Here is a 20,668-nt window from a genome sequence, read left to right on the forward strand (position 1 = left end):
TCGTGGTGGACACAATCAGGCCCATCCAAAGGAGCATACATGGCGAAGATCAAGGTCTCTGGCCCGGTCGTCGAACTTGACGGCGACGAAATGACCCGCATCATCTGGCAGGACATCAGAGATCGGCTCATTCATCCCTACCTCGATGTTGACCTGCGGTACTACGATCTTTCGGTCGAAAACCGCGACGCAACCAACGACCAGGTGACCATCGATGCGGCCAACGCCATCAAGGAACACCACGTGGGCGTCAAGTGCGCCACGATCACTCCTGACGAAGCGCGAGTCGCGGAGTTCGGGTTGAAGAAGATGTGGCGCAGCCCGAACGGAACTATCCGCAACATTCTCGGTGGCGTGGTGTTCCGCGAGCCCATCATCATCTCTAATGTCCCACGGCTCGTTCCAGGGTGGACCAAGCCCATCGTCATCGGGCGTCACGCGCACGGCGACCAGTACAAGGCCACCGATTTCAAAGCACCCGGCGCTGGCACTGTCACGCTCACGTTCACTCCAGAGGACGGCTCGGCGCCCGTGGAAATGGAAGTGTGCAAGATGCCTGACGGCGGCGGCGTCACGATGGGCATGTACAACTTCAACGAATCGATTCGCGATTTCGCGCGCGCGTCATTCAACTACGGTCTCCAACGCCACTACCCGGTGTACCTCTCCACGAAGAACACCATCCTCAAGGCCTACGACGGTGCTTTCAAGGACATCTTCGCTGAAGTCTTCGAAGCCGAGTACAAGGAGCGCTTTGCAGCAGAAGGCCTGACCTACGAACACCGCCTGATCGACGACATGGTGGCCTCGGCTCTCAAGTGGGAAGGTGGCTACCTGTGGGCCTGCAAGAACTACGACGGCGACGTCCAGTCCGATACCGTGGCACAAGGCTTTGGATCGCTCGGACTCATGACCTCTGTGCTCATGACCCCCGATGGCCAAACAGTTGAAGCTGAGGCCGCACACGGAACAGTGACCCGGCACTACCGTCAGCACCAGGCTGGCAAACCCACGTCAACCAACCCGATTGCTTCCATCTATGCCTGGACGGGAGGCCTCAAGCACCGCGGCAAGTTGGATAACACGCCCGAGGTCATAGGATTCGCCGAGGCGCTTGAGGACGTCATAATCAAGACGGTCGAAAGCGGCCAGATGACAAAGGACCTCGCGCTGCTGGTCGGCAAAGACCAAGAGTGGCTGACCACTGAGGAATTCATGGATGCGTTGGATACCAACCTGCAGAAGCGGCTCGCATAGAGCGGGCAGAAGCAGGATGCATCAGGCAGCTGAAGGCTGAAAGGTCTGGGCCACCAGTACCCTAGTTGACGGCTCACGCTGGTGCCCTATATATGGTCACGATTTGAGGGGCGCCTCCCACCTGGGAGGCGCCCCTCATATGCGTGCCTAGCTCAGAGGCTCAATCTGCTTGGAGAAGCCCGGATCGGCCACTGTGTAGAGAACGTCAGTCAGGCCCAGCCACCATGACTCATAGGGGAGTCGGGTCTCCATATTGATCTGCTCTGTCAGATGGGCCAGTGGGCGCACAGATTCCTTGCCGCGCTCAATGCCAACGTACACGCCAGCTGGGTGGCCCGAGACAAGCTGACGTTCGAGTTCTTCCACCGCAATGGCTGAAAGCTGAACGGCGAGGGTGCGGTCAAACGGCGAGGGGTTGCCGCCCTGCTGCATATGGCCAAGCCGGGCTGTTCGAACGTCGAACATCCCGTGGCCTTCAGCTTGGAACATTTGGGTGAGCATCTCAGACGTGTAGTACTCGGAGGCGTCCTCGTTGCGCACCACTAGGTAGAGGTTTCGCCCACCCTCAAAGCTCTTGACCATCCGATCGGTATCAACAGTCAGGCCCGCAAGCGAGATCCCTGTTTCAGAGAGGTACACCTGCTCTGCTCCGCTCGAAATACCGCTCATGAGTGCCAAGTATCCGCATTTGCGGCCCATGGCCTCGGCCACGAAGCATCGGCGGGAGGCCGAGGCGGACTGCTTAATCCGGTCTAGGGCTTCTGTATTGGTGTTAAGTGCTGTATCAGCGCCGATCGATAGATCCGCACCGGGAAGGTTGTTGTCAATGGAGGCAGGAATGCAGATGAGTGGGATACGGAAACCCGGGTAGCGATCCTTCTCTGTCTCCATCTGCCACAGCGCTTGGTATCCGGTGAATCCGCCGATCATCACGATGGCATCGATGTTGTTGGTTTCGATCGAACGCCCAAGTGCGTAGAACTGATCCACATCGGAAATGGTGCGGCGGGTGCCGAGGTTTGCGCCACCTGCGCCGGACCAACCGTCCACATCAGCCCACGTCAACTCACGAACGTTGCCATCCAACAGGCCGGGGAATCCGCCGTCGACCCCAAGCATCGTGAAACCACGGTCCAAACCGAGCAGAACAACAGCGCGAGCAGCTGCGTTCATGCCGGGTGCCAAGCCGCCCGCATGGAGCAGGGCAACGCGCGGACTACGGCCAAGCTTTGGGTCCACATCTTGCTCATGCAGCATGGGGGAGGAAAGGGTCTCGAAGAGCTCAATCATCTCGCTGTAGCTTGAACCGCGGGAGTTGACCGCCTTGTCATAAGCGCCATCTGCCACGTAGGTGCGCACTGCCCGAGTGTTCTGCACGGCATCCATGAGGGCAATCGTCTTGATCTCATTGTGCTGGGTGGCGATGATGGACGGTTCGGTGTCCGCATCGGCGCGAATCACCTCAAGTGCGGCCGAGTACCCCAGAAGAGTAGACATCCATCGGTCATACGCGGAGGGAGTACCGCCACGCTGGACGTGGCCAAGAGAGGTGATGCGTACGTCCTCACCAAGGCGCTCTGCAAGGAGATCGCGGACCTGCGCTGCGGTAATGGGTTCGCCATTGCGGTCTTCTGCGCCTTCGGCAACCACAATGATCGAATCGCGGCGTCCGGCAGCGCGGGCGGCCCGCAACTTGTGGCAGATATCTTCCTCCCAGCCATCGGCCGGTGGCAGCTCTGGGATGAACACGTAGTCGCAACCACCGGCAATGGCGCTCATGAGCGCCAGATAACCGCATCGCCGGCCCATGACCTCAACGATGAACGTGCGCTGATGCGATGCCGCTGTGGAGGAGATGGCGTCAATGGCATCGATAATGCGGTGGAGGGCCGAATCGGCACCCACAGTCATGTCAGATCCCACGAGGTCGTTGTCGATAGAGCCGACGACGCCCGCTAGGTGCAGTTTCGGGTGGGCTTGCGCGGTAGCGGAGGAGATTTCGCCCAGCTCCACAAGTTCGTCCAGAAGTTCGGGCCACAACCGGCGCAGTTCGTCGGCGCCTGTCAGGGTGCCGTCACCGCCGATGGCAACGATGCGGTCGATCCCACGTTCAACGAAGTTTCGAACTGCGGAGCGCAATCCCTCTCGCTCCCGGAACTCGGGGCATCGCGCAGTTCCAATCACAGTCCCGCCCGCGCTGAGTGTGCCGGATACTTCGGACCATCCCATCTTCTTGATGAGGTTCCCGCCTTCGACTGCTCCGCGCCATCCCTCGAAAACTGCGTACGGCACGGCACCTTCGTGGATCGCGGTGCGAACTACTGCTCTGACCACGGCGTTCATACCCTGCGCATCTCCACCCGAGGTGAGGACTGCGATCTTGGTCGGCTCTGCTTTCATGGCTTCCTCCAGAATGGGCGTGGTCTCTTCATTGTGCCCGGCGTTTACTACTGGTCGGGCAGTGAAGGCCCCTCACATTGTCTCAGGTCAGGACCTAACAATGCGCGAACGAGTCACTATGACTGTCACGACAATGTGCCGCCACGAATTCTGCAACGAAATGTAATGGAGGACTTGCAGAGAGTCGGTATAGCCTAGATTGGTCGGGCCCAATAACGGGCACCACGAGCTAAGGATTGAAAATGACCGCTCCAGTCGATGCCACCCGGACTGCCTCTTGGCGGAAGCTAGAAACTCTTTCTGCCGATTTCACCCCTGACTTCCGCGCTGCTTTCGACAACGATCCGGGTAGAGCTGAGAAGTTCTCCTACACCGCAGGTGACCTCTTCATTGACCTATCCAAGAGCTATCTCACCGAGGATTTCCTTGATGCACTCCTCGCGCTTGCGGCAGAAGTCAAGGTGGGCGAACGCGGCGCCGCGATGTTCACTGGTGAGCACATCAATGTATCCGAAGATCGGGCAGTGCTACACACGGCTCTGCGCCGCCCGAAGTCTGATGTGCTCACGGTAGATGGCCAAGACGTCGTGGCTGATGTGCATGAAGTTCTTGAACGCATCTACGCCTTTGCACGGAAGATTCGTTCAGGGGAGTGGACGGGTGTAACGGGCAAGCCTCTGACCACCATCGTCAACATCGGAATTGGTGGGTCCGATCTGGGGCCTGTCATGGCCTACGAAGCGCTCAAGCCATACGTTTCGGAAGGCATAGAGTGCCGTTTCATCTCAAACATTGATCCCACCGATGTGGGGGAAACCCTGCGCGGAGTAGATCCGGAAACCTCCCTCTTCATCGTGGCCTCCAAGACCTTCACCACTCTTGAGACTCTCACGAACGCGAAGGCTTGCCGTTCGTGGCTGTTTTCGGCGCTTGAAGAACGCGGGATTTCGGTTGACGGCGCGGTAGCCAAGCACTTCATCGCCGTCTCCACCAATGTGGAGAAGGTTGCCGAGTTCGGGATCGACCCAGATAACGCCTTCGGGTTCTGGAACTGGGTTGGTGGACGCTATTCGGTGGGCTCGGCCGTAGGCACCTCGCTCGCAATTGCGATCGGGCCAGAGGGCTTTGAGGAGTTCCTCGCCGGATTCAACGTGATGGACAAGCACTTTGTGGAAGCCCCCGCTGATCACAACGTTCCGCTCATCATGGGCTTACTCAACGTGCTATACCGCAACTTCTTTGGCGCGGCCACTCATGCCGTTTTGCCATACTCTCAGTACCTGCATCGGTTCCCGGCCTACCTGCAGCAGTTGACGATGGAATCCAACGGTAAGCGGGTGCGCTGGGATGGTACAGAAGTCACGAGTGATACAGGTGAGGTGTTCTGGGGTGAACCCGGCACCAACGGCCAACATGCCTTCTACCAGCTGATCCATCAGGGTACGCAGCTTATTCCGGCTGATTTCATCGCTTTTGCCAACCCAACCTTTGCTTTGAACGACGGCGAATCCGATCAGCATGAGCTCTTCCTTGGCAATTTCTTCGCACAGACCAAAGCTCTTGCATTTGGCAAGACGGCTGAAGAAGTGCGTGCCGAGGGTACTCCAGAAGCGATCGTTTCTGCCCGCGTGTTCCCGGGCAATAAGCCCACAGCCTCGATCATGGCCCCGAACCTGACGCCTTCAGTGCTTGGCCAGCTCATCGCGCTCTACGAACACATCACCTTCGTCGAGGGTGTGGTGTGGGGAATCAACTCATTTGACCAGTGGGGCGTGGAGCTCGGCAAGCAGATGGCACGCGAACTCGGCCCGGCAATTGGTGGCGATTCAGAGGCGCTCGCGGCTCAAGATCCTTCCACGGCGAGCCTCATCGGGTATTACCGGAAGAACCGGAAGTGAAACGCAAGATCTAGGTGTGAGCCGGTGGCTCGCTCCGGTTGAAAAGGCGGTGGCATCCCAGCCACCGCCTTTTCACGATAGATGGGCCTTTTGTACACCGGAGGATGTGGCGCGAGGCACTAAGCTGACTTGCGTGGGCGACGTCGCCCAAGAGGTTGATCTAAACCCAGAATCAAAGGAGTAAATCCGCATGGCTCGTACGCCTGTTACCGTAACTGTCACCGGCGCTGCCGGAAATATTGGCTACGCACTTCTTTTCCGCATCGCTTCGGGTGCACTGCTAGGCCCGGATGTTCCGGTTCGCCTGAACCTGTTGGAGATTCCCCAAGCAGTTAAGGCGGCCGAAGGAACTGCAATGGAGCTTAAGGACTCCGCGTTCCCGCTGTTGGACTCCGTAAACGTCTACGACGATCTTTCGAAGGCATTTGACGGCACCAACGTTGCACTCCTCGTTGGCGCTCGCCCGCGTACGAAGGGCATGGAGCGCGCCGATCTTTTGGAGGCCAACGGAGGTATTTTCGGCCCGCAAGGCAAGGCTATTAACGACAATGCGGCTGATGACGTCAAGGTGCTCGTCGTGGGCAATCCGGCAAACACGAATGCCGTCATCGCCATGCACTCAGCACCGGATGTTCCGCATGAGCGGTTCACCGCCATGATGCGTCTGGATCACAACCGCGCCATCTCCCAGCTTTCGGCCAAGACCGGCGTGCCGGTTTCGGAGATCAAGAAGATGGTGGTGTGGGGCAACCACTCCGCCGATCAATACCCGGATGTCTCCTATGCAACGGTGGGTGGAAAGCCCGCAACTGACCTTGTTGACTCAGCGTGGCTTGAGGACTTCTTCATCCCAACAGTTGCCAAGCGCGGTGCAGCGATCATCGAGGCGCGCGGCGCTTCTTCGGCTGCTTCCGCAGCTTCTGCGGCCATCGATCACGTGAACAACTGGGTCAATGGTGTAGCTGAGGGTGATTGGGTGACTCCGGGTGTGTACCAGGATGGCTCGCACTATGGTGTCCCCGAAGGCCTTATCTTCGGTATGCCAGCAACCGCCGAAGGCGGCGAGTGGAAGGTTGTGGATGGACTGGAGATCTCTGAGCGCACCCGTGCTGGGATTGACCACAACATCGCTGCTGCTCAGGAGGAGCTCGAAGCGGTTCGCGCGCTCGGTCTGATTAAGTAACTCACTCCCACGTGTTCGGGTGCCCTGCGGCATCCGAACGGCTCTGCACAGCGGGCCCGAGATTTCGATCTCGGGCCCGCTGTGCTCTGTCACCAGCATGATGTGGCTATGGCAAGTCTCACGTTTAGTGGCAATCCGCGCGGGGTGGTTGGGCTAGAGAAGCCGCTGCTTGCCACGCGCGGGTGGCGGGATGTGCAGCGGTTTCTCTGAACTAGATGGTTTCGGTGGGAGAACGCTGAATGCGTGGCCGTGGCGGACGACACGCGCGATCAGGCAGTGACGATTCGCAATAAGTTACGCTACCGTAAGGTAACCTACGGAACCGTAACTTATAGAACGATGCCCGTCGCGTGCCACGTCATCGCGGGGATCATCGAACCACTCATGAGGGGGACATATCTTGATACAGCGGTCCACAGCCTTCCCACTCACACTCAGTGAGTCTGCGATGGTCCTTCACACGGCGCTCACCGGCTCCACCCAAGATGATCTTGCTTCACTGTGGCGCGACAACGCGGTTCCCGAGTACACCATCCTTATCGCTGACACCCAGAGCGCAGGGCGAGGCCGCGTAGGCCGGTCGTGGTTCTCGCTTCCTGAGAAGTCCCTACTCGCCTCTGTCGTGGTGGAGGTACCGGCGGCCGTTGGACCCAACCTTGGATGGGTCACGCTTATTGGCGCAATCGCCGCGCATGCGGCCATCATTCAGGCCACCGGCGCACGTAACATCTCCTTGTCGTGGCCCAACGACGTCGTCGTCGATCTGGGAGCGGACGAACACAGCTACCGAAAGCTGGCCGGAATTCTTGGCGAGTACTGCGGAAGACGTGGAGACCTCGTCGGAATAATCCTAGGTTTCGGTCTCAACATCTCCCTTGAAGCTACAGAGCTTCCTACACCGCAGGCGGCATCGCTTGTCAGTGCAGGGCTCACCACCCCCAGCCGCGACCAGATCGCATCACTGTGGCTGCGCGAACTCAAGGCACGCCTCGAGGCGTTCGAACGCTCTGGAGGCGAGCCCACTGAAGCGCTGGCAGAGATCAACACCATCTGCTCAACGCTTCGGCCCGGAATCACGGTGGGGCGGCCTCGTGACACCCCCGTATTCGGGCGCGGAGTAGCGATCCTGCCTGACGGCTCCCTCAAGGTTGAAACCGAGTCAGGCCCGGTAGTGGTGAGTTCAGGCGAAGTGGCACTCATGGGAATGCAGCCGCCCATCACCCCAAGCAACAGTCCTGCAACCAATCCAATGGAGAACGCATGATCACAAAAATCCTCGTCTGCAACCGATCCGAGATTGCACTTCGCGTTATTCGAACAGCAGCCGAAATGGGAATCGAGACTGTTGCCGTGTACTCCGATTCTGACCGCGACTCCCAGTTCGTGGAGCAAGCTAGCGAAGCCTATGCGCTCGGCGGTCAAAGCTACGCAGAGACGTACATGAACATTGAGAAGCTGATATCGGTTGCGCAGCGCTGTGGCGCCGATGCGGTGCATCCCGGCTACGGATTCCTATCTGAGATTCCAGAGTTTGCGGAGGCCGTCGCAGCTGCCGGCCTCGTGTGGATCGGGCCGAACTCCACAGTCTTGACACGTCTGGGTGACAAGATCCAAGCACGCAGGCTTGCCGAATCCGTGGACGTTCAGCCAGTTCCGGGTATTTCCGATCCGGTGAGGGATCGCGAGACCATCGAAGAGTTCATCGCCACCTATGGCTTTCCGATCGTCACCAAGAAGGCTGACGGAGGTGGCGGGCGTGGCATCACAATCATTGAGAGCGCCGCTGACCTCGACCTATTCTTTGCCGCGCACGGCGACGACCTCGGCGGGTACTTTGTGGAGCGATTCATCCAGACCGCCAGGCACATAGAAACCCAATGTGCGCGCGACTCCCATGGCAACTTCGCTATCATCTCAACTCGCGACTGCTCTGTGCAGCGCCGCAACCAGAAGCTCATTGAAGAAGCTCCCGCCCCTGAGCTTCCAGCGGATTCGGAAGAAACGCTTGTGGCGTGGTCGCGCCGCCTCTTCGACGAAGTGGGCTACGAGGGCTTGGGCACGTGCGAATTCTTGGTGGAGCCAGATGGACGCGTCAACTTCCTTGAGGTGAACCCCCGGCTTCAGGTGGAACACACCGTCTCAGAAGAGATCACCGGCATGGACCTTGTTCGCGAACAGATCGTCATCGCTGGTGGCGGTGTTCTAACCGATGTGCCTGCGCCGCGTGCCCACTCCTTCGAGTTCCGGCTCACGTGTGAGGATCCCACCAACGGTTTGATCCCTTCTACCGGAACCATCACACGCCTGCGGTGGCCATTGGGCCACGGCGTGCGCATCGAATCAGGCATCAGCGAGGGAGACACTGTCACTGCGGGTTTCGATCCCATGCTTGCCAAGATCATCGTGACCGCGCCTAATCGCGATCTCGCCATCGCTCGCTCCCGGCGTGCCTTGGCTGAACTCGCACTCGACGGAGTGGCAACGCCTGCTGCCATGTATTCCGACGTCATCTCCATGGCCGAGTTTGCTGGGCACGCACCTTCAACCAGGTGGTTTGAGGATTCGATCCTGCCGGGAATTGCCTCCACAGAGGCAGAAGCAGGCGAGTCTGCCCAAGCAGCATCGTTGCATGGGGCAAACGGAAGCCTTCTGAGCGCTGGGTGCCCAGAGGAACTGACAACGTTCGTCGTCGAAATCGACAAGAAACGGGTCGAACTTGCTGTGCCGCGTTCGCTGTTCGGTGGCGGAGGGCAGCATTCGCGCCCGCGCGCGCAGCAGCCGCTGCGCGGAGGAATACGGCCGCGCACAGAATCAAGTACGGGCGAGCTCGTGGATCCTCACGGCATGGTGAACTCCCAGATCCAAGCGATCGTGGTCCGCGTATGCGTGGAGGACGGGCAAAGCGTCAATCGCGGAGATCTGCTCGTTGTTCTCGAGTCCATGAAGATGGAGAGCTACGTGCACGCACCCTACGACGGCGTCGTCTCCGAACTGGTCGTCACGGCCGGTCAGAACGTGGCCGCCTACCAGCCACTGGTCCGAGTCCTCGACACAACTGCTCGAGTCTCAGCCCCCGCCGCAGCGGAGAAGGAGAACTAAATGTCCATCAGGTCCCTTCGAGGTCTGCCCGACGAGTCGCAGACCATCGATACCACCTCGCGCGTCATCGACCGCTCCACTTTCGCAAGCTACCAGGAGGAGCTTGCTGCCACCGCTGAGGAGCGTGCAGTTCAGCGCCAGCATCCCAAAGGCAAGAACACCGCGCGGGAACGGATCAACCTTCTCTTAGACTCCGGATCATTCACAGAGATCGGCCAGTTTGTGGGCGGAAGTATGCTCGAGGGATACCTCGGTGCCGCCGTCGTCACAGGAATCGGAATGGTGGATGGAAACCCGATTGCCGTCTACGCTCAAGACTTCTCAATCTCCGGCGGAACGCTTGGAGAAGCAGAAGGCGACAAGATCATCTCCATCATGGACAAGGCGCTGGAACTGCGCATTCCGATCGTCGCGATGCTTGACTCAGGTGGCGCTCGGATTCAAGAGGGAGTGGTGGCTCTTGGACAGTACGGGCGTATCTTCCGCAAGACATGCGAAGCATCGGGTGTGATTCCACAGATCTCCGTGATCTTGGGGCCATGCGCTGGCGGTGCCGTGTATTGCCCGGCCCTCACCGACTTCATCGTCATGACCCGCGAACATTCGCACATGTTTGTCACGGGCCCAGACGTGGTGCGAGCCACAACCGGCGAAGAAGTTTCCTTTGAGGATCTGGGTGGAGCGCAGATTCACAACTTCCAGTCAGGAGTGGCACACTACCTGGCTGAAGACGAGTCCGATGCCATCGATTACACCCGAACACTCCTCACGTATCTGCCGGCCAATTGCGATGGTCCGAGCCGCACATGGGATTACGAGGAAGGCCCGCAGGATCTCATCAATGCGGCTGAGCTTTCTGATCTAGTCCCCGAATCGTCAAAGCAGCCATATGACATGGTCGAAGTCATCCGGCGCATTGTGGACTACGGCGAGTTCGTTCAGGTCCAAGAGATGTTTGCGCAGTCGATTGTTGTGGGCTTCGCTTGCATGAATGGTGAGACCGTGGGCATTGTTGCGAACCAGCCCAAATACGAAGCGGGCACACTCGACGTCGACGCATCTGAGAAGTCCGGACGGTTTGTCCAGTTCTGCGACGCGTTCAACGTGCCCGTTGTAACTCTGGTGGACGTGCCGGGATATCGTCCGGGTACCGAGCAAGAACAGGCCGGAATCATTAGGCGCGGCGCCAAACTGATCTGGGCCTACGCCAACGCCACCGTCCCTCTCATCACAGTGGTCCTTCGCAAGGCTTACGGCGGTGCATACATTGTTATGGGCTCCAAGTCGATTGGCGGAGACATGAATTTCGCCTGGCCAGGCGCCCAGATCGCGGTGCTAGGGGCTGACGGTGCGATAGCTATCACCGGGCGGAAAGAACTGGCGGCCGCCAAGGCCGAAGGGCGTGACGTCGATGAGGTTAAGCGGAAACTGACCGAGGCGTACACCCGTCAAAACGTCAATCCGTATCTCTCCGTTGCACGCGGCGAACTCGATGCCATCATCTCTCCGGAAACAACACGCCAGACCATCGTTTCTTCTCTTCGCATTCTCAGAACAAAGGATCGCTCGCATCCGGGCCCGCGTCGCCACGGAAACATGCCGATGTGATCGCCATGGAAGTAATGAACACACACATGAACTCTGCTCTCAGTCTGCCGTTGGCTCAGCGCCGCGGCAGGCATCACCAAGCCCAACTCAATCTCGATGCCACAACTCTTACCAGAGGACAAACAATGACTTCCGTATCTCAATCGCTCAATGCGGGCACGCCGTGGATTCTCCAGTTTGCTGGCCAATCCTCCCCGTGGGCCCGCGAACTCGCTGAACTGAACGCGGATTCCCGCATCAATACTCAGCTTGCGAAGATCGATTCAGATGCTGAGTCCATGCTCGGCCCAGTTCTTCCGGCGTTGACCGTGATCGGTGCGGGCCGGTTGGACCTTCTGGGGAAGCATGGCACTGCAAGTACGCAGGGGTCTGCCTTTGCCTCTGTTCCTGGCATCCTGCTTGCGCAGTATGGTGCCTACTGTGATCTTGCCGCCGCACTTCCCACGCCTCCTGTGGAGATCATCGGTCACTCTCAGGGCATCCTCGCTGCTGCCATGCTGAACTCTGACGCACCGGCAAGCATCTTCGCGCTGGCGCGGCTCATTGGCGCAGCTGCCACGAAGGTCACCCGTGAGGTGGGAGCCGAACGCCTCGGCGAGTCCACATCTATGCTCGCGGTGCGCGGCGTTCCTGCCGCGATGTTGCGCCAGATTCTGGGCGATACAAGCTTGGCAATCGTAAACTCGCGCACCTCCACGGTGCTTTCGGGTAAGCCCTGCGACCTAGAGAACATTATCGAAAAGATTGAGAAGCTTGCGAAGGCGTCTCAATCAGAACGCTCGGCGAAGCTCACGGGCGGCGCACCGCTCACCCCGGTTACTGAGTTCCTCGATGTTGACGCGCCTTTCCATTCCCACCTGCTCGAACCCGCCGTTGCACTCGTTGACGGGTGGATCGCCGCAGCCGGGCTGGACATTGCTAACGCCCACGATCTGGCACGCGCCGTTCTGACCGATTCGCTGGAGTGGAATGCAGAATCGGCCGACGCGGTCGCGCGGCTTGGTGATGCACATGGTACTCACGGATTCGTCATCGATCTGGGCCCTGGAAGCCTCCAGCGCCTGACGCTTGAGAACCTTGCTGGTACCGGTGTTACCTACATCAATGCGGGTTCCGCAAGTGCACGCGATGAGTTCATTTCCGGCCAACCCCGTTCTGTTTCCACAGAAGACTGGAGCAAGTGGGCTCCCTCTCTTGCCACCATCGATGGCAAGAAAGTTGTAGAGACCGCGTTCACTCGGCTGACCGGGCGCTCTCCCATCATTCTGGGCGGCATGACTCCAACCACGGTGGATCCTGAGATCGTTGCTGCTGCGGCTAACGCCGGGCACTGGGTGGAGTTGGGTGGCGGAGGCCAGGTTACTGAAGACGTTTTGGAAGGCAACCTCTACGAACTCAAGAAGCAGTTGGCACCTGGGCGCACAGCTCAGTTCAACGCCATGTTCCTAGATCGCTACTTGTGGGACCTCCACTTTGGTAACCGCCGCCTCGTCTCACGCGAGCGCGGCGCTGGCGCTCCGCTGGATGGCGTGACCATTTCGGCGGGTATCCCGGACCTAGAGGAGGCCGTGGAACTCATTAAGCGGCTGCGCGGCGAAGGATTCCCATACGTTGCCTTTAAGCCGGGCACTGTTGATCAGATCCGCCAAGTTCTCGCGATTGCCCGGGCCAGTGCCGGCTTGCCGCTCATTATGCAGGTCGAAGATGGCCACGCCGGTGGACACCATTCATGGGAAGATCTGGACCAACTTCTTCTTGCCACATATCGTGAGGTGCGCGAAACCGGAATTGTCTTGGCGGTTGGCGGAGGCCTGGGAGTGCCCGAGCGCGCCGCCACGTACTTGACCGGCGAATGGTCGTACAAGTACTCCATGCCAGCGATGCCCGTGGATGCGATTTTCATCGGAACAGCGGCCATGACGGCGAAGGAAGCTAAGACCAACCGGGATGTCAAGGAGCTGCTTGTCGCCACTTCAGGCGTAGCCGCAGAAGATCAGGGTGGCTGGGTGGCCTCAGGTGACGTCCGTGGCGGCATCACGTCGGGGCTTTCGCAGCTGCGTGCGGATATCTACCAGGTTGAAAACTCAGCGGCAGCGTGTGGCCGCTTGCTCGTTACAGTTGATAAGGACGCTGAGGCCGTTGAAGCCCGGCGCGAGGAAATCCTCGAGGCGATCAATAAGACGGCAAAGCCGTATTTCGGTGACCTTGAGCAGATGACGTACGCGCAGTTCGTGCGTCGCTATGTAGAACTGACTCACCCGTGGACAGATTGGGGATTGGTTCAGCGCTTCCACGAGTTGCTGCAGCGTTGTGAAGCGCGCCTTTGCCCGGCTGACCACGGATTATGGGAGACGGTGTTCCCTCAAATCGAATCTGTGGAAGATCCGGCCGCGGCCATATCTTCCTTCGAAGCCGCCTACCCCCAGGCTTCCTCCACGCTCGTCAGTGCTGCTGATGCAGCATGGTTCATTTCTCTGTGCCGCAAGTACCCAAAGCCTGTTCCATTTGTGCCCATCATCGGCGCAGACATTCTGCAGTGGTGGGGTTCGGATTCCCTCTGGCAATCCCAGGACCCTCGCTACACGGCGGATCAGGTTCGCATTATTCCTGGACCGGTCTCAGTAGCTGGAATTACCGCCGTGGATGAACCGGTGGCGCAGATCCTTGCGCGGTTCGAAGATGCCACGGTGGAGCGCATCTCTGGCGAAGCTCCTGAGGTCTTCTCACTGCTCGCGCACGATCGTGAAGAATTCGTTCGCACCGTTCCCTACATCCTCTGGCACGGGCAGCTCGCGGCCAACCCGGCCGCCGTCGTCGACGAATGCCAGCTTATTGAAACAGAAGCGGGCCTCGAGCTCTACCTTCCGCTCGATACATTCTGGGAGGGCACCTCAGCCAACCAACACGCCGTCCGCGAGTTGCGTATTCCCATCCTCTTGCCGGATTCCGTACACAATGGTGGACTTCCGATTGTCGACGACGAACGCCTTCCACAGGCCATGCGCGCGCTTTTGGCCGTGACGGCTGGAGTAGGAAGCACAACTATTGGCGGAACGCCGATTGAAGAGCTTCCCGTGTTTGAGTTCAATGATCAGACGGGACTGAATGAGGCGAGTTTCGAGTTTGCTGTCTCCGCCGAAATTCCGGCTCTCCACGCTGGTGTCACTGCGCCGGATAGTCTGACCTCAGTTGCTGTGCCATCGGCGTTGCTTGGATCCTGCTGGCCCACCATTTACGCTGCGATCGGCGCAGGTGTTGCTCATGGCTACCCCGTCATTGAGGGACTGCTTTCAGCAGTGCATCTGGACCACTCCGAGCTTCTGCATGTGCCGCTCGATGAGATCCTTGCGGCGGGCACGCTCACAGCCCATTCGTGGTGCGAATCCATCGCCGAATCGTCGGCCGGCCGCGTTGTCACAATTAAGACTCGCGTGACCGATCCGAGTGGACGCACAGTCATCAATTTCATGGAACGCTTCGCTATGCGTGGCCGTGTCACTACAACGGAACTTCCAGTGGATCCGGCACCGCGCGGTGGCGCCGCGGGCGAGGTCGTGGATACGGCGCGCTCTTTGCTGCGCCGCGTCAAGGTGACCGCGCCTGCGAACATGACCGCTTTCGCTATCGTCTCCGGTGACTTCAACCCGATCCACACCTCCCAGCGGGCAGCGAAGGTTTCGGGTATGGATGACGCACTGGTTCACGGAATGTGGCTGTGCGCCGCGGCTCAGCACACGGTGGCAGATACCGCCGATGCTTCGGGCCTGCGCATCAAGGGCTGGACCTACCGCATGTTCGGGATGGTCAACTTGCAGGACGAAGTGGAGATCAGCGCCGAACGCGTGGGCCGAATACGCGACGGTGGCCTTGCGCTTGAAGTTACGTGCCGTATTGATGGCGAAATCGTGGCGCAAGCGACTGCTCAGGTGGAGGCACCTTCCACGGCATACGTTTACCCAGGTCAAGGTATTCAGACGGCCGGAATGGCGTTGGATGAGAGGGCATCTTCGCCCGCGGCGCGCAGCGTGTGGGAGCGAGCAGATGTGCACACCCGCGAAGCCCTGGGATTCTCCATCCTCGCGGTGGTGCAGGACAACCCAAAGGAGCTCACTGCTCGGGGCGTCACTTATCGCCACCCAGAGGGCGTGCTCAACCTGACCCAGTTCACGCAAGTGGCTCTGGCGACCGTTGCGATCGCGCAGACGGAACGTCTGCGCGAGGCAGGTGCGTTGGTTGATGGTGCGATGTTTGCAGGCCACTCGCTGGGTGAATACACCGCTCTATCTGCTTATGCGAAGGTCTTCTCCTTGGAGAACGTCCTTGAGATCGTTTTCCAGCGCGGCTCCACCATGCACCATCTGGTGCCTCGAGACGCGCAGGGGCAGTCCAACTACCGCCTGGGTGCGCTCCGGCCCAACCAACTGGGAGTTGGCGCTGGCGACGTCGTCGGCTTCGTTGCGTCCGTGGCCGAAGCCAGCGGTGAGTTTCTTGAGGTGGTCAACCTCAACCTTGCCGGTCAGCAGTACGCAATTGCGGGCACGATCGCGGGTCTGAAGGCGCTAGAGAAGGAAGCTGGCCGCCGAGCTGAAGAGTTTGGCGGGCGCCGCCCATTCATTCTCATTCCGGGCATTGACGTCCCCTTCCATTCCTCCGTTCTGCGTCCAGGAGTTCCTGACTTCCGCAATCTGTTGGAGGGTCTGCTCCCCGCATCGATCGATATCGTCAGCCTTCAAGGCCGTTACGTACCAAACCTTGTGGCGCGTCCGTTCGAGTTGACGGCAGATTTTGCCGATTCCATCCTCGAGGTGGTGCCTTCTGAAAGCATCGCCGAACTGCGTGCGAACTTCGATCAGCGCATGGAGGATCCGAACGAAGTGGCTCGCACGTTGCTCGTTGAGCTTCTTGCGTGGCAGTTCGCTTCGCCCGTGCGGTGGATTGAAACTCAGGAAATACTCATTCGTGACGGCGTTGAGGAAATCGTCGAAGTTGGTTTGGCTTCTTCGCCAACCCTCGCCAACATGATCACCAAAACCTTGGCTCTACCCGAGCATTCAGGAGATGACGTCATCGTGCTGAACGTGCAGCGCGATTCCAAGCGTGTTCTGCGTGAGGACGTGGCGGCCGTGGCTCTCGATTCCGATTCTGATTCCATTTCTGGATCGGCCGACGACGTCGCAGCGCCACCGGTTTCTGAGACTCGGGTTGCCGAAGCTCCTGTTGCCCACGTTCCTGCGGCCAGCGCCCCGGTCGCTTCCGGGTCGGGCGCTCCTGCTGCAGATATTCCGTTCAGCGCAGGAAACGCTCTGCGGGTTTTGCTCGCCCAGGAGACGAAGGTTCGCCTAGACCAGATCGTGGATGTAGACACGGTGGAGACACTGACCAACGGCGTTTCATCGAAGCGGAATCAGATTCTGATGGATATGACTGCTGAGTTTGAACTTGCCACGTTGGATGGTGCTGCTGAGGCTTCGCTTTCAACACTTGTTGCGCAGGTGGATCAGCAGGCGCACGGCTACCACGCATTCGGACCTGTCCTGGCCGAGGTAGTTGGTGAACGCCTTCGTGCTGTCACGGGTGCTGCGGGTGCCAAGCCCGCTCGCGTGGCTGATCGCGTTGCGAATGTCTGGCAGCTCGGGAGTGGCTGGGCAGCCCACGTACAGGCCGTCATCGTGCTCGGTACGCGCGAGGGTAAGTCAACGCGCGGTGGTGAACTTGCCACGCTCGCTGGGCAGCCTTCCAGCACAGCCGAACTGGATGCACTTGTCGATGAGGCGATCATGGAAGTTGGAGCGCAGATGGGCGTTTCGGTGTCACGGCCGAGCGCAGGTGCTGCTGGAAGTGGGGCCGTGGTTGACTCTGCCGCTCTGGATGCCTTCTCCGAGCATATGACGGCGGTGCTTGCTGATACGGCCCGCGATCTCTTGGCGCGATTGGGGCAGGACGCTCCTGTTGGTGAGCCAGACTCCTCTGACGATGCCGACTTGCGCGCTGCGATTGCCGCCGAACTTGGCTCGGGGTGGGAATCCTTCGTGGCACCAGCTTTCGATGCGAACCGTGCAGTTCACTTGAATGATCGCTGGGCCACCGCCCGTGAAGACGTCGCGCGGATCTCCTTTGGTGAAGAAATCAATGCGAACTTCTATGGAACTGGGGAAGAAGTGGCACGCCAAGCAGAATGGCAGGCTGCTCGCAACCCTGCCTTGGCTGAACGGCTGAGCCAGATCGCGGCGCAGGCACGCGATACTTCAGCTGGAGAGTTCACGGGCAAGGTGGCTGTGGTCACTGGCGTGACGCCGAGCTCCATAGCAGGTGCAGCAGCTGCTCGCCTTCTGGCTGGTGGCGCAACAGTGGTGATGACCGCTTCGCGGATCAGTACCGCGCGCCTCAGCTTCGCGAAGGAGCTGTACCGTTCGAACGCGCGTGGAGAAGCCGAACTGTGGCTTGTTCCCGCCAACCTCGCAAGCTTCCGCGATGTTGATTCCGTCATCGAGTGGGTTGGTTCGCAGCAGCGCAAGACTGTTGGCGCCACGTCCAAGCTGGTCAAGCCGGCGCTCACGCCGGACTTCCTCCTTCCGTTCGCGGCCCCTTCGGTCCGCGGAACGATGGCAGAGGCCGGCCCTGAGGCCGAGAACCAGGCGCGAGTGTTGCTGTGGAGCGTTGAACGGCTTGTGGCGGGACTCTCCGCAATCGGCGAGGAAACCAATACAGAGCATCGTCTCCATACGATTTTGCCGGGTTCACCCAACCGGGGAACCTTCGGTGGCGACGGTGCATATGGTGAAGTCAAGGCTGCGTTCGATGCGATCTGCAACAAATGGAACGTTGAGCCGTGGGGTGCCCGCACGTCGCTGGTGCAGGCGAAGATTGGTTGGGTCCGTGGAACGGGCCTTATGGGGCACAATGATCCGTTGGTCGCCGCTGTTCACGCCGCGGGAGTGCGCACGTGGTCCACATCGGAAATGGGGGAGCAACTCGCAGCTCTGTGCAGTGATCAGACCCGTGCTCAGGCTTCGCTGGCTCCGCTCGATGTGGATTTGACGGGCGGCCTCTCCAATGTGGATCTGCGTGCTCTCAAGGCGAGTTCTTCGGTTGCTCCAGAGGCAGATGCTGTGGTTCCTGCTTCCATCAAGGCTCTTCCTAATGCAAAGACTCCTCATCAGGTTGGTGCGGAGACAGCTGATTGGGCTGGGGTGACCGCGCGGCCAGAGGACATGGTGGTCATCGTCGGACTCGGCGAGATCGGCCCGTGGGGATCCTCGCGGACCCGTCTGGAGGCCGAACTCGGCATTGATTCGGATGGGGACGTGGACATGACTGCGGCCGGCGTGCTCGAGATGGCGTGGATGATGGGCCTCTTGACCTGGCATGATACGCCGCAACCTGGTTGGTACAACACGGATGATGTTCTGGTTGACGAGGCCGACATTTGGGAAAAGTACCGCAACGAGGTTGTGGCCCGATCGGGTATTCGTTCGTTTGTCGACGACGGCGCGCTCGCTGACCTTGGAACCGTCGATGTTGCTCCGGTGCGCTTGGCATCCGATATCACGTTTGGTGTGGCGGACGAAGCGGCTGCGCAGGCGCACATTGCGGCTGATCCGAACTTCACTACTTCGGCATTCGTGGATGGGGAGTGGCAGGTGACGCGCCGCGCAGGTGCAGTGACCTATGTGCCACGTCGCACCACTTTGAGCCGCACAGTGGGAGGGCAGTTCCCCACCGGTTTCGACCCGGCGCATTGGGGTATTCCGGCGGCCATGACGGAGTCGATGGATCGCATGGCGATCTGGAACCTCCTGACAACCGTAGACGCCTTCATCGGTGCTGGCTTCAGCCCGGCTGAGCTGCTTGCCGCCGTGCATCCGAGCGAGGTCGCTTCCACTCAGGGCACTGGCTTTGGTGGCATGACGTCGATGCATCGCCTTTACGTGGATCGATTCGTCGGCAAGGAGTACCCACAGGACATCCTGCAGGAAACCCTTCCCAATGTGGTGGCTGCACATACGATGCAGAGCTACGTGGGTGGTTACGGCTCCATGATTCATCCTGTGGGCGCGTGTGCCACGGCAGCTGTTTCGGTTGAAGAGGGCGCGGACAAGATTGCCGCGGGCAAGGCCACATTTGTTGTGGCTGGTGCCATCGACGATCTGCAGATCGAATCCCTCATCGGATTCGGCGATATGAACGCTACGGCCAACTCGCAGGAAATGCGCGATAAGGGAATCAGCGAACGTTTCTTCTCCCGAGCAGGCGATGCTCGGCGCGGCGGATTCGTGGAGAGCCAGGGCGGTGGAACGGTGTTGCTCGCGCGTGGCGACTTCGCCCGCGATCTTGGCCTTCCCGTGCTGGGCGTTGTTGGCTATGTGCACTCCTACGCCGATGGGATTCACACGTCCATCCCGGCGCCCGGTCAGGGGGCCTTGGCATCCGTGCGCGGGGGAGAGAACTCGCAGATGGCGCGTAGCTTGGCCAAGCTCGGGGTTGTGGCCGATGACATCGCGGTGGTTTCCAAGCATGACACCTCCACGAACGCCAACGATCCGAATGAAGCTGAACTCCACGTGCGCATTGCACGCGAACTCGGACGTAGTGCGGGCAACCCGCTCTACGTTGTCTCGCAGAAGACCCTGACGGGTCACGCCAAGGGTGGAGCCGCATTGTTCCAAATCTCGGGCCTAGTTCAGTTGTTCTCTGAGGGAACCGTTCCCGGCAACAAGGCGCTTGACTGCCAAGATGAGGAGTTTGCAGAGGATGATTTCTTGGTGTGGCTGCGCGATCCACTGCACGTGGGTACCGCGAAGGCGGCGCTCTTGACATCTCTGGGCTTCGGGCACGTGGCCGGAATCCTCGCTCTGGTTCACCCTGGCGCATTCGAGAAGGCAATCGAATTGTCAGATGGACCTGATGCTGCACAGCTGTGGCGCTCCCAAGCGGATTCCCGCCTTGCAGAAAGTGCGCGGCACATGGCAGCGGGCATGATTGGACGCGAACCTCTCTACGAGGAGGTCGGTGGGCACCGCTTCACCGGCGATGCTCACGAGCAAGAGGCACGCATGCTGGTTGATCCCGCTGCGCGTCTGGGCGCCGAGGGTACCTTCTAAACCCGCGGTGTCAGCTGTGGGGTCTGATTCCATCTTCAGCGTGAACCTGTAGGGACGCACGGGCGCGGTTACGAGTCATCTCACCGCGCCCGTACGTTCGTACGTTTGCACATACGGGGTTG

The 20,668-nt window shown here is 59.7% G+C and carries 8 protein-coding genes; 7 read left to right on the forward strand and 1 reads right to left on the reverse strand.

What is annotated here, in order from left to right:
- Nucleotides 1–39: 39 nt before the first annotated feature.
- Nucleotides 40–1,257: an NADP-dependent isocitrate dehydrogenase gene (locus H2O17_RS03635; protein WP_182050387.1), complete on the forward strand. Its 1,218-nt coding sequence runs from the start codon at nucleotides 40–42 to the stop codon at nucleotides 1,255–1,257.
- A 147-nt stretch (nucleotides 1,258–1,404) separates the two neighbouring features.
- Here H2O17_RS03635 and H2O17_RS03640 read toward each other — a convergent pair whose 3' ends face one another.
- Nucleotides 1,405–3,657, reverse strand: a complete 2,253-nt coding sequence (locus tag H2O17_RS03640; protein ID WP_182050388.1) for a 6-phosphofructokinase — start codon at nucleotides 3,655–3,657, stop codon at nucleotides 1,405–1,407.
- Between the two features lie 242 nt (nucleotides 3,658–3,899).
- Here H2O17_RS03640 and pgi point away from each other — a divergent pair, with 242 nt between their 5' ends.
- From pgi to H2O17_RS03670, 6 genes are all read left to right on the forward strand, one after another.
- Nucleotides 3,900–5,555: a glucose-6-phosphate isomerase gene (gene pgi, locus H2O17_RS03645; protein WP_182050389.1), complete on the forward strand. Its 1,656-nt coding sequence runs from the start codon at nucleotides 3,900–3,902 to the stop codon at nucleotides 5,553–5,555.
- A gap of 190 nt (nucleotides 5,556–5,745) precedes the next feature.
- The gene (locus tag H2O17_RS03650; RefSeq protein WP_182050390.1) at nucleotides 5,746–6,738 is read left to right on the forward strand and encodes a malate dehydrogenase; all 993 of its coding nucleotides are present in this window, start codon (nucleotides 5,746–5,748) and stop codon (nucleotides 6,736–6,738) included.
- A 400-nt stretch (nucleotides 6,739–7,138) separates the two neighbouring features.
- Nucleotides 7,139–8,002 (forward strand): biotin--[acetyl-CoA-carboxylase] ligase, encoded by an 864-nt coding sequence (locus H2O17_RS03655; protein ID WP_182050391.1) that lies wholly within the window; start codon nucleotides 7,139–7,141, stop codon nucleotides 8,000–8,002.
- Entirely contained in the window at nucleotides 7,999–9,837 is a 1,839-nt protein-coding gene (locus H2O17_RS03660; RefSeq protein WP_182050392.1) for an acetyl/propionyl/methylcrotonyl-CoA carboxylase subunit alpha, read from the forward strand. The genes H2O17_RS03655 and H2O17_RS03660 overlap by 4 nt, the downstream gene beginning before the upstream one ends.
- Complete coding sequence (locus H2O17_RS03665; RefSeq protein ID WP_182050393.1) at nucleotides 9,838–11,445, forward strand: acyl-CoA carboxylase subunit beta; 1,608 nt, start codon at nucleotides 9,838–9,840, stop codon at nucleotides 11,443–11,445.
- Nucleotides 11,446–11,570: 125 nt separating this feature from the next.
- Nucleotides 11,571–20,546 carry a type I polyketide synthase gene (locus tag H2O17_RS03670; protein WP_182050394.1) on the forward strand — a complete coding sequence of 2,992 codons (8,976 nt, stop codon included), beginning with the start codon at nucleotides 11,571–11,573 and terminating at the stop codon, nucleotides 20,544–20,546.
- Nucleotides 20,547–20,668 lie beyond the last annotated feature (122 nt).

It is taken from the genome of Changpingibacter yushuensis (assembly GCF_014041995.1).
Taxonomy (GTDB): domain Bacteria; phylum Actinomycetota; class Actinomycetes; order Actinomycetales; family Actinomycetaceae; genus Changpingibacter; species Changpingibacter yushuensis.

Bases quoted from the DNA above. Each gene is read 5' to 3' on its own strand.
- H2O17_RS03635 (WP_182050387.1), top strand. From the start codon at position 40: ATGGCGAAGATCAAGGTCTCTGGCCCGGTCGTCGAACTTGACGGCGAC.
- H2O17_RS03640 (WP_182050388.1), bottom strand. From the start codon at position 3,657: ATGAAAGCAGAGCCGACCAAGATCGCAGTCCTCACCTCGGGTGGAGAT.
- pgi (WP_182050389.1), top strand. From the start codon at position 3,900: ATGACCGCTCCAGTCGATGCCACCCGGACTGCCTCTTGGCGGAAGCTA.
- H2O17_RS03650 (WP_182050390.1), top strand. From the start codon at position 5,746: ATGGCTCGTACGCCTGTTACCGTAACTGTCACCGGCGCTGCCGGAAAT.
- H2O17_RS03660 (WP_182050392.1), top strand. From the start codon at position 7,999: ATGATCACAAAAATCCTCGTCTGCAACCGATCCGAGATTGCACTTCGC.
- H2O17_RS03665 (WP_182050393.1), top strand. From the start codon at position 9,838: ATGTCCATCAGGTCCCTTCGAGGTCTGCCCGACGAGTCGCAGACCATC.
- H2O17_RS03670 (WP_182050394.1), top strand. From the start codon at position 11,571: ATGACTTCCGTATCTCAATCGCTCAATGCGGGCACGCCGTGGATTCTC.